Here is a 10,319-nt window from a genome sequence, read left to right as displayed (position 1 = left end):
CGTCCCGAGCGACGGCGCGCGGACGCCCGGCCGGCCGCTGCGGAGGGCCCGCGGGTCGCCGGGGACGCCGGGTCCGTCCGGCGGCGCCTGGTCGTACCAGGGGTCGAACGGCGGCTCGTCGTCGAGCGGGGGCTCGAGCGGCGGCAGGTCGTCGTCGTGGGTCCCGGCAGTCACCGGGTCACCCTACGGCGACCCCCTGACGCAGCCGGGCGTCGAGCCACCGCAGCTGCCGGTCGACGTGCACCGCCTCGCCCCCCTCGTGGTGGTTGAAGGGGTAGACGGCGACCTCCTTGTGGGGGACGTGGTCACCGGCGAGCTCGCCGTACCGGTTGAACGTCGCGAAGGCGGTCGACGGCGGGCAGATCGTGTCCCGGAGCCCGACGCCCAGGAGGAGGTCCGCCCGGGCGCGCCGGGCGAGGTGGAGGACGTCGAGGTACGACAGCGTCCGCCGCACCGCGGGCTCGGCGTCGCGGTGCACCGCGAGGTAGCGGACCAGCTCGCCGTACGGGTCGGCGTCGGTGAGATCCAGGGCGCGGCCCACGTGGGCGAGGAACGGCGCGCTCGGCATCACGGCCGCGAGGTCGGGCACCAGGCCCGCCACGGCGAGCGCGACCCCACCGCCCTGGCTGTTGCCGACGACGGCCGTGCGGGTCGAGTCGGCTCCGGGGAGCGCCCGCACCGCGTCGACGGCGCGCACGCCGTCGGTGAAGAGCCGCCGGTAGTAGGCGGTCGCCGGGTCGGTGATGCCCCGGGTGACGAACCCCGGCGCGGCGGGACCGCTGCCGACGGGGTCGGGCGTGGACCCGCCGGACCCGTACTGGGCGCCCTGGCCACGAGTGTCCATGAGCAGGTGGGCGTATCCCGCGCTGGCCCAGGTGAGCCGTTCCTGCGGGAGGCCGCGGCCCCGGCCGTAGCCGACGTACTCGACGACCGCGGGCAGGGCGTCGTCGTCCTCGGCCGTGGCCGGCCGGGTGTACCAGGCGCGCACCGGGTGCCCGTCGAAACCGGCGAAGGTGACGTCCCAGGTCCGTACGGTCACGAGGCCCGTGTGAACGGGTGCGACGTCGACCAGGACGGCAGGGTGGCGTGCGTCCGCGACGGTCGTGGCCCAGAAGTCGTCGAGGTCCGCCGCTTCGTCCACGGGCGGGCGGTACTCCCGCAGCCGGTCGAGCGGGAGGTCGAACAGGGCCATCAAATCTCCTTCGTGGCGGACGTCGAGGGGTTGCCGGCCGCGTCGCCCGCCGGACGGGCCGCCGGCGGGGGCGCCGTCGACCCCCGGACGACGAGCTCGGTCGCCAGCTCGATCCGGGGGTTCGCGATGGTCTCGCCCGCGGCGAGCGCGAGGACCATCCGCGTGGCGGTGGCCGCCATCTCCTCCAGCGGCTGCCGGACGGTCGTCAGCGCCGGGCCCATCCACTCGGCCACGGGAAGGTCGTCGTACCCGACCACGGAGAGGTCCTCGGGCACCCGCAGTCCGGCCTCGCGGGCCGCACGGAGGACCCCGATCGACTGGAGGTCGCTGCCGCCGAAGATCGCCGTCGGCGGGTCGGGGGTGGCGAGGAGCTCCCGGGCGTGCGCATGGCCGCCGTCGACGAAGAAGTTCCCGTGCCGGATCAGCGCGGGGTCGACGGGGACGCCCGCCTCCTCCAGCGCGCTGCGGTACCCGTCGATGCGGGCCCGGCTGCACAGCACGTCCGCGGGCCCGGAGACGACGGCGATGCGCCGGTGCCCGAGTCCCAGGAGGTGCCGCGTGGCGGCGAGCCCACCGTTCCAGTTCTGCGAGCCCACCGTGGGGACGTCGCCGGGGACCTCCCCCGCGGTGTCCACGACGACGTAGGGGATCCCCCGCGTCTCGAGCTGGCGGCGCTGCGCGGGATGGAGGTCGGACAGGACCAGGAGGACGCCGAGGGGGCGGCGGGCGACGACGTCGTCCAGCCACTCCTGGCGGGGACGGTGCGCGCCGCCGAGCTCGGAGAGCACGACGCCGACCCGCTCGCGCCCGCAGACCGCCTCGACGCCCCGGATGATCTCGACCGCCCAGGCCGAGTCGAGCTCGTGGAACACGAGGTCGATGAGCCGGGCCGGCGTGCCCACGCGCCCCCGGCGACGGCGGTAGTCGTGGCGCTCGAGCACCTGCTCGACCAGGGCCCGCGTCGCGGCCGAGACGTCCGGCCGGCCGTTGAGGACCTTGGAGACCGTCGCGACGGAGACGCCGGCCTCGGTCGCGATCGCGGAGATGGTGGCGCGGGCGGGCCGCGCCGTCGGGGTGACGCTCACCGGGACCCCTGGAGATCGTGTCGAAATGTTTCGGATGAACCCTAGCAGCCGCGTTGCGGGCGCCGATGAACGCTCGAGTTGAAAAAGTGGGAAACCCTGGCTGAGCAGTGGCAACGCGATGGCAAACCGCCCCTGACCTGCGAAAACGGGCAGATCGACGCTTGACGCGCTCTCCCGCGCCTGCCTAGGGTCCGAAACTCATATCGGCAACGAAGTCGATAAGTTTCGATCCCACGCCGCGGTGGGCGAGGAGGTGCAGACGATGAGGCCGACGATGTCCGCCGTCGACGAGCAGGTGGCCCACGCCGGGTCCGTGCCCCTCTGGCAGGACCCGGCGCACCCGGTCGCCGACCGGGTGCAGCACCTCCTCGCGCGGATGACCCTCGAGGAGAAGGTCGGCCAGCTCGTCGGCCTCTGGGTGGGGGCGGACGCCTCGGGGGGCGGGGTCGCGCCGCACCAGGCCGACATGACCGAGGGCGTCCCGCCGTTCGAGGACGTCATCCGCGACGGCCTCGGCCAGCTGACCCGGCCCTTCGGCACCGCGCCGGTGGACCCCGTGCTCGGGGCCCGATCCCTCGCCCACTCGCAGCGGCAGGTAATGGCGGCGAACCGGTTCGGGATCCCGGCGCAGGTCCACGAGGAGTGCCTCGCCGGCTTCGCGGCGTGGCGAGCGACCGCCTACCCCGTCCCCCTCGCCTGGGGCGCGGCGTTCTCCCCGGAGCTGGTGGAGGAGATGGCGGGCCAGATCGGCGCCTCGATGCGGGCGGTCGGCGTCCACCAGGGCCTCGCGCCGGTGCTGGACGTCGTCCGCGACTACCGCTGGGGTCGCGTCGAGGAGACGATCGGGGAGGACCCGCACCTCGTCGGGACCGTGGGCGCGGCGTACGTCCGCGGTCTCGAGCGCGCGGGCGTCGTGGCCACGCTCAAGCACTTCGCCGGGTACGCCGCCTCGCGGGCGGGGCGCAACCTCGCCCCCGTCTCCGCCGGTCCGCGGGAGATGGCGGACGTCGTGCTACCGCCGTTCGAGGCGGCGCTGCGCGAGGGCGGGGCCCGCTCGGTCATGCACTCCTACGCCGACGTCGACGGCGTGCCGGCCGCGGCGGACGCCCGGCTGCTCACCACGCTCCTGCGCGACGAGTGGGGCTTCACCGGGACGGTCGTCGCCGACTACTTCGGGATCGCCTTCCTGCACACGCTGCACGCCGTCGCGGAGGACCTCGGCCACGCCGCCGGGCTGGCCCTCGCCGCGGGCGTCGACGTGGAGCTGCCGACGGTGCACGCCTACGGCGCCCCCCTCCTCGAGGCCGTCCGCCGCGGCGCCGTCCCGGAGACGGACGTGGACCGGGCGGTCCGCCGGGTGCTGACCCAGAAGGTGGAGCTGGGTCTCCTCGACGCCGGGTGGGAACCGCTGCCGGACGGCGTCGACGAGGTCGTGCTCGACGACGACGAGCGCCGGGCCACCGCGCTGGAGCTGGCGCGCCGCAGCGTCGTGCTCCTGGCCAACGACGGCACGCTGCCCCTGCGGGCCTCCCGCGACGCCGCCGCCGGGCCCCGTGTGGCCGTCGTCGGACCGCTCGCCGACGACCCGATGGGCATGCTCGGGTGCTACTCCTTCCCCGCGCACGTCGGCGTCCGGCACCCGGACCACGCGATGGGGATCGAGATCCCGTCGGTGCTGGCGAGCCTGCGCGAGCGCCTCGGCTCCGGCACCTCCCACGCGCGGGGCTGCGACGTCACCGGGGACGACACGACCGGCTTCGCGGAGGCGACCGCGGTCGCGACGGCCGGGGACGTGTGCGTCGTCGTCGTCGGGGACCGCTCCGGCCTGTTCGGCCGGGGGACGTCGGGCGAGGGGTGCGACGCCACCGACCTCCGCCTGCCCGGGGTCCAGGAGGAGCTCGTCCGCGCGGTCCTCGCCACCGGGACGCCGGTGGTCCTCGTCCTGCTCACCGGCCGGCCCTACGCCCTCGGCGACCTGGCCGGGCGGTGCGCGGCGGTCGTCCAGGCGTTCTTCCCCGGCCAGCGCGGCGGCCAGGCGGTCGCGGAGGTCCTCACGGGCGCCGTGGCGCCGTCGGGGCGCCTGCCGGTGAGCCTGCCGCGGGACGCGGGGGGCCAGCCCGGCACCTACCTCGCCGCCCCGCTCGCACGCCGCAGCGGCGTCTCCGACGTCGACCCGACCCCGCTCTTCGCCTTCGGCCACGGGCTCGGGTACACGAGCTTCGCGTGGGACGATGTCCACGGGACCGGCACGGACGGCGTCCGGTGGGCGGTGGACGGGGACGCGACCGTCGAGGTGACGGTCCGGAACACCGGGGACCGCGCGGGCGCGGAGGTGGTCCAGCTCTACCTGCACGACGTCGCGGCCCAGGTGGTCCAGCCGGTCGTGCGCCTGGTGGGCTTCGCGCGGGTCCCGCTCGAGCCGGGCGCGGCGGCCCGGGTGTCGTTCACGGTGCCGGCCGACGTCGCGTCCTTCACCGGGCTGGCGGGCCACCGGCTCGTCGAGCCCGGTGCGGTCGAGCTCCGCGTCGCCCGGTCGAGCGCCGACGTCGTCGGGACGGTCCGGCTGGAGCTCGTCGGTCGGGAGCGGCGGGTCGGTCACGACCGACGGTCGACGAGCGCGGTCGTGGTCCCCCTCGCCCCGCACGGCGCGGGCCACGGCGTCGGGGCGCCCGGGCAGGGCGGTGCCCGATGACCACGCCGCAGCACCTCGAGGCGTCCTCGCCGGCGGGCGGGCAGGCGCAGAGCCCGGTGGGGGAGCGCGGGGCGGCGGCCGTCGCCCTCGCGCGCACCGACCGTGCGGGCCGGGGCCGACGACGGACCTGGCGGCAGTCCCTGCGCAAGGACTGGCAGCTCTACACGCTGCTCGTCCTGCCCCTGCTCTTCCTGCTCGTCTTCCGCTACCTGCCCATGGTGGGCAACGTCATCGCCTTCCGGCGCTTCCGGCCCGGCGGCAGCATCTTCGGTGACGAGTGGGTGGGCCTGCGGTACTTCGAGCTGTTCGTCAACGACGCGAAGTTCTGGGACGTGTTCTGGAACACCGCGGTGCTCGGTGGTCTGAGCCTGCTCATCGTCTTCCCGCTGCCGATCGTCCTGGCCCTGCTGCTCAACGAGGTCCGCCGGATCTGGTTCAAGCGGCTCGTCCAGACCGTCTCGTACCTGCCGCACTTCATGTCCATCGTCATCGTCGCGGGCATGGTCTTCCAGATCTTCTCGGTGCAGGGGACGGTCAACCAGATCGTCGCCGCCGTGGGTGGGGACCCGGTCACGTTCATGCAGCGGGCCGACTGGTTCCGCACCATCTACATCTCCTCGGAGGCGTGGCAGACCGTCGGGTGGGGGACGATCCTCTACCTCGCGGCGCTGACCACGATCGACGCGCAGCTGTACGAGGCGGCACGGATCGACGGCGCCAACCGGTGGAAGCAGACGTGGCACGTCACGCTCCCCGGGATCCGCCCGACCATGATCGTCCTGCTGATCCTCAACATTGGCACGTTCATGGCGGTCGGCTTCGAGAAGGTCCTGCTGCTCTACAACCCGCTGACGTACCCGACGGCCGACGTCATCTCGACGTACCTGTACCGGATCGGCATCGTCTCCTCGAACTTCAGCTACGCGACCGCGATCGGTCTGTTCGAGGCGCTCATCGGCCTGACCCTCATCCTGTCCGCCAACGCGCTCTCGCGCCGACTCGTGGGGACGAGCCTGTGGTGACCACCGCCCCGACCCGACTGTCCGACCGGCTCTCCCGGCCGAGCGCCGCGGCCCGCGGCGTCCGCGACACCCGCGGCTACCGCGTGTTCACGGCCGTCAACGTGCTCGTGCTCGTGCTCGTCATGGCCGTGACGCTGTACCCCTTCGTCAACATCCTCGCGCAGTCGTTCTCCAGCGAGGGGTTCATCACGGCCGGCCAGGTCAACCTGGTCCCCCGCGGGTTCAACGTCGAGACCTACCAGACCGTCATGGCCGACCGGATGTTCTGGCGCAACTACCAGAACACCCTCGTCTACACCGTGGTCGCGACCGCGATCGCCATGGTGCTGACGACGACGTTCGCCTACGCGATCTCCAAGCGGCACCTGCGGGGGCGGAGCCTCTTCATCGGCATCGCCGTCTTCACCATGTTCTTCAACGGCGGCCTCATCCCGAACTACGTCCTCATCAACACCCTGGGGTTCAAGAACACGATCTGGGCGATCGTCCTGCCCAACGCGATCAGCGTCTTCAACCTCCTGGTCATGAAGGCGTTCTTCGAGAACCTGCCGGCCGAGCTGGAGGAGGCCGCGGCCATCGACGGCCTGGACACGTACCGGACGCTGCTGCGCATCGTCCTGCCGCTCAGCAAGGCGGTCATCGCGACCATGATCCTCTTCTACGCGGTGTCCTTCTGGAACTCGTGGTTCCCCGCGTTCCTGTACATGGACCGCGCCGAGCTGTACCCGGTGACGGTGTACCTGCGGAACCTCATCGCGGGAGCCACCACGGCGACGAGCGTCGGCGGCGGCGGGGCGGACGCCATGACGCAGGTCGCCGCGAACATCCAGTCCGTGACGATGGTGCTCACCGTGCTGCCCATCGTCTGCCTCTACCCCTTCATCCAGAAGTACTTCGTCTCCGGCGTGATGCTCGGCGCCGTGAAGGGGTGATGGACCGAACCTGACCCGCCCGATCCACGACGGTGTGCACGAAAGGGAGCAAGTGATGAGGAACCAGAGGAAGCGGGTGCTCGGTGGCGTGACCGCCGGCGCGCTCGCCCTGACGCTCGGGGCGTGCAGCGCCGACGGTGGCACGACGGACGGTGAGGACGGCGTCGACGCCGCCGACCTCGAGTCCGGCATGGACGGCGCGATGGAGGACTACGGCGTGGGCGACACGTTCGTGGCGACCGAGCCGGTGAGCATCTCGCTGCTGTACCGCGACCACCCGAACTACCCGTTGGACGAGGACTGGCTGTTCTTCGAGCACATCGAGGAGCAGAGCAACGTCACGTTCGACATCACGACCGCACCGCTCAGCGACTACGAGCAGCGGCGCAGCCTCCTCATCGGGGCGGGCGACGCCCCGGACGTCATCTCCGTGGTCTACCCCGGCCAGGAGGCCCAGTTCGTCGCCTCGGGCGCCATCCTGCCGCTGAGCGACTACGTCGACCTCATGCCGCACTTCCAGGACAAGGTCGAGCGGTGGGACCTCCAGGACGAGCTCGAGACCCTGCGGCAGGAGGACGGCAAGTTCTACATGCTGCCGGGCCTGTACGAGCAGCTGCGCTACGACTACACCGTCGCGCTGCGGACCGACGTCCTCGACGAGCTCGGCCTCGAGGAGCCGGGGACGTGGGACGAGTTCCGGGACGTGCTGCAGGCCATCAAGGACGACCGCGGCGGCAGCTACGTCTTCTCCGACCGCTGGCAGGGCAACGCGCTGCTCAACGTCGCCTCCGCGCAGTTCGGCACCATCGCCGGGTGGGGCTTCGGGCAGGGCGTGGTGTTCGACGAGGACGCCGGCGAGTACCGCTACGCGGGTGCGACCGACGAGTACCGCGAGATGGTGGAGTACTTCGCCGGCCTGGTCGAGGACGGCCTGATGGACCCCGAGAGCTTCACGCAGGAGGACGACCAGGCCTTCGCCAAGCTCGCGAACGAGCAGTCCTACGCGATCACGACGAACGCCCAGGAGCTGCTCGGCAACCGGACGACGCTCGAGACCTCGCTCGGCGCGGGCAACTTCGAGCTCGACAAGATCCGGGTGCCGGCCGGCCCGGAGGGCGACGTCATGCGCGGCATGCGGATCGAGAACGGGTTCATGGTCTCGAGCGCGGCGGCCGAGAAGCCGAACTTCGTCGCGACGCTGCAGTTCCTGGACTGGCTCTTCTACTCCGACGAGGGCCTGGAGTTCGCGCGGTGGGGCGTCGAGGGCGAGACGTTCGAGCGTGAGGGCGACACCCGGGTGCTCGCCGAGGACGTCGAGTTCCTCGGCCAGAACGAGGGTGCGCCGCAGCACCTGCAGAACGACTTCGGGTTCTTCAACGGGGTCTTCTCGCTCGCGCACGGCTCGACCCGGGACCTCGTCCTCACGCACATCCCGGAGGAGGAGGTGCAGTGGCAGGAGGCCATGTCCGACAAGGAGATGCTGCCCCCGGGTCCCCCGTGGCCGATGAACGAGATGGAGCGGGAGCAGGCCAGCCTCTACCAGACCGCGCTGGTGGACTACACGAACCAGAACACGCTGGCGTTCATCACCGGCCAGCGGTCCCTGGACGAGTGGGACGCCTACGTCGCCGAGCTCGAGGGTCAGAACATGACGGCCTACGAGGAGCTCGTCAACGGCGCCTACCAGCGCTACCAGGAGAACAACGCCTGACCGGAGCCGCCCGGTCGCGCCCACGGGCGCGACCGGGCGTCGCCGTGCGGCCGGCGTGCGACCCGTCGCCGGCCGGACCGCCTCCACCGCCGGATCGCCTCCACGGCCGACCCGCCCGACCCGCCCCGCTCGCGAAGGAGCACCCGTGACCGTCGTCGTCCCCGCCGAGCCCGTCGGCGTCCTCACCGGTGCCTGGCGGGAGTGCGTCGGCACCGGGCGGATGAACCTCTCGCTCCGTCACGACCACCGTGAGGCCCTCGCGAGGGTGCAGCGGGAGATCGGCTTCCGCTCCGTCCGCGGGCACGGCATGCTCAGCGACGACATGGGGGTCCACCGCCCCTACGAGCGGGACGGTCGGCACGTCCGGCACGTGACGACGTACCTGGACCAGGTCGTGGACGGCTACCTCGAGCACGGCATCAGGCCGTTCCTCGAGCTGGGGTTCATGCCGTCCGGCCTCGCCTCGGGGGACCAGACCGTCTTCTGGTGGCGGGGCAACGTCACGCCGCCGTCGTCGTACACGGAGTGGGCGGATCTGGTCCGGGGCACCCTGCGCCACCTCGTGGACCGCTACGGGCTGGAGGAGGTGCGCCGGTGGCCGGTCGAGGTGTGGAACGAGCCGAACCTCGTGCACTTCTGGGAGCACGCCGACCAGGCCGAGTACCTGCGGCTGTACGAGGTGACCGCCCACGCCGTCAAGGACGTCGACGCGAGCCTGCAGGTCGGCGGGCCGGCGCTCTCGCCCGGTGCGGACGAGTGGTGGGAGCCGTTCGCCGCCTTCGTCACCGAGCGGGACGTCCCCGTCGACTTCGTGAGCCGGCACGCCTACAGCTCGGGTCCCGCCCAGCACGTGCCGTTCGGGACGTACCAGGACCTCCGGCCGCCGCAGGAGCTGCTCGACCAGTTCGGGGCACCGCGCCGGCACCTGGCCGGGACCGCGCTCGCGGACCTCCCGGTGCACATCACCGAGTTCAACACCTCCTACCGGCCCGACAACCCGGTGCACGACACGGCGTACAACGCCGCCTACCTGGCGCCCGTCCTGGCCGGCGGCGGCGATCTCGCGGACTCGTTCTCCTACTGGACGTTCTCCGACGTCTTCGAGGAGGAGGGCGTGCCCGCGGCCTTCCTCCACGGCGGGTTCGGGCTGCTCACCCACCGTGGGGTGCCGAAGCCGACCTACCACCTCTACGCCTTCCTGGCCCGCCTCGGCGAGCAGGTGCTCGCCCGCGGCGAGGACCACCTCGTCACCCGGCACGCCGACGGGCGCCTCGCGGTGCTCGCGTGGCAGCCGGTCGACGGCGCCGCCCGGGGCGACGAGCGTCGGACCCTGCGCCTGGACCTGCCGGTCGGCGACGTCGCGCGCATCTCGACCCATCGCCGCCGGGTCTCGGAGGACGACGGGAACGTGTGGACGGCGTGGTGCCACCTCGGGCGGCCTGCGAGCCCGTCCGCGCGGCAGCTCGACCTCCTGCACGAGGCGTCGGTCCCCGCGGTCGAGCACGGCTCGCACGCCACCGCCGACGGCCGTGTGCGCCTGGACGTCCCGCTCTCGCGGCACGAGGTCACCCTCGTGGAGGTCGACCCGGTCCGTGACGAGACGCCGGACTGGCTCGACGACACCCGCATCCCCGGCTACCGCTGAGCCGAGACCGACGAGCCTGCCCCGCCGCGAGAGGAAGACC

7 protein-coding genes are annotated in these 10,319 nt (G+C 72.6%); 5 read left to right on the top strand and 2 right to left on the bottom strand.

Annotated elements, in window-relative coordinates:
- Positions 1-178: 178 nt before the first annotated feature.
- Both N866_RS05990 and N866_RS05985 read right to left on the bottom strand, forming a co-directional pair.
- The gene (locus N866_RS05990; protein ID WP_034224042.1) at positions 179-1,192 is read right to left on the bottom strand and encodes an acetylxylan esterase; all 1,014 of its coding nucleotides are present in this window, start codon (positions 1,190-1,192) and stop codon (positions 179-181) included.
- Entirely contained in the window at positions 1,192-2,277 is a 1,086-nt protein-coding gene (locus N866_RS05985; protein WP_052022449.1) for a LacI family DNA-binding transcriptional regulator, read from the bottom strand. The genes N866_RS05990 and N866_RS05985 overlap by 1 nt, the downstream gene beginning before the upstream one ends.
- A gap of 262 nt (positions 2,278-2,539) precedes the next feature.
- Here N866_RS05985 and N866_RS05980 point away from each other — a divergent pair, with 262 nt between their 5' ends.
- From N866_RS05980 to N866_RS05960, 5 genes are all read left to right on the top strand, one after another.
- Entirely contained in the window at positions 2,540-4,969 is a 2,430-nt protein-coding gene (locus N866_RS05980) for a beta-xylosidase/alpha-l-arabinosidase (RefSeq protein ID WP_052022452.1), read from the top strand.
- On the top strand, positions 4,966-5,991 hold the full coding sequence (locus N866_RS05975) for an ABC transporter permease (RefSeq protein ID WP_034224041.1): 1,026 nt from the start codon (positions 4,966-4,968) through the stop codon (positions 5,989-5,991). Before N866_RS05980 ends, N866_RS05975 begins: the two co-directional genes overlap by 4 nt.
- 17 nt (positions 5,992-6,008) lie before the next feature.
- Positions 6,009-6,923: a carbohydrate ABC transporter permease gene (locus tag N866_RS05970; RefSeq protein WP_034224051.1), complete on the top strand. Its 915-nt coding sequence runs from the start codon at positions 6,009-6,011 to the stop codon at positions 6,921-6,923.
- Positions 6,924-6,978: 55 nt separating this feature from the next.
- Positions 6,979-8,634: an ABC transporter substrate-binding protein gene (locus tag N866_RS05965; RefSeq protein WP_034224039.1), complete on the top strand. Its 1,656-nt coding sequence runs from the start codon at positions 6,979-6,981 to the stop codon at positions 8,632-8,634.
- A gap of 145 nt (positions 8,635-8,779) precedes the next feature.
- Positions 8,780-10,279 (top strand): GH39 family glycosyl hydrolase, encoded by a 1,500-nt coding sequence (locus N866_RS05960; protein ID WP_034224037.1) that lies wholly within the window; start codon positions 8,780-8,782, stop codon positions 10,277-10,279.
- Positions 10,280-10,319 lie beyond the last annotated feature (40 nt).

It is taken from the genome of Actinotalea ferrariae CF5-4, assembly GCF_000603945.1.
Classification (GTDB): domain Bacteria; phylum Actinomycetota; class Actinomycetes; order Actinomycetales; family Cellulomonadaceae; genus Actinotalea; species Actinotalea ferrariae.
This window is presented reverse-complemented; position numbering and strand designations above follow the sequence as displayed.

Excerpts from the sequence above, each read along its gene's own strand:
- N866_RS05990 (WP_034224042.1), bottom strand. The coding sequence starts at position 1,192 with ATGGCCCTGTTCGACCTCCCGCTCGACCGGCTGCGGGAGTACCGCCCG.
- N866_RS05980 (WP_052022452.1), top strand. The coding sequence starts at position 2,540 with ATGAGGCCGACGATGTCCGCCGTCGACGAGCAGGTGGCCCACGCCGGG.
- N866_RS05975 (WP_034224041.1), top strand. The coding sequence starts at position 4,966 with ATGACCACGCCGCAGCACCTCGAGGCGTCCTCGCCGGCGGGCGGGCAG.
- N866_RS05965 (WP_034224039.1), top strand. The coding sequence starts at position 6,979 with ATGAGGAACCAGAGGAAGCGGGTGCTCGGTGGCGTGACCGCCGGCGCG.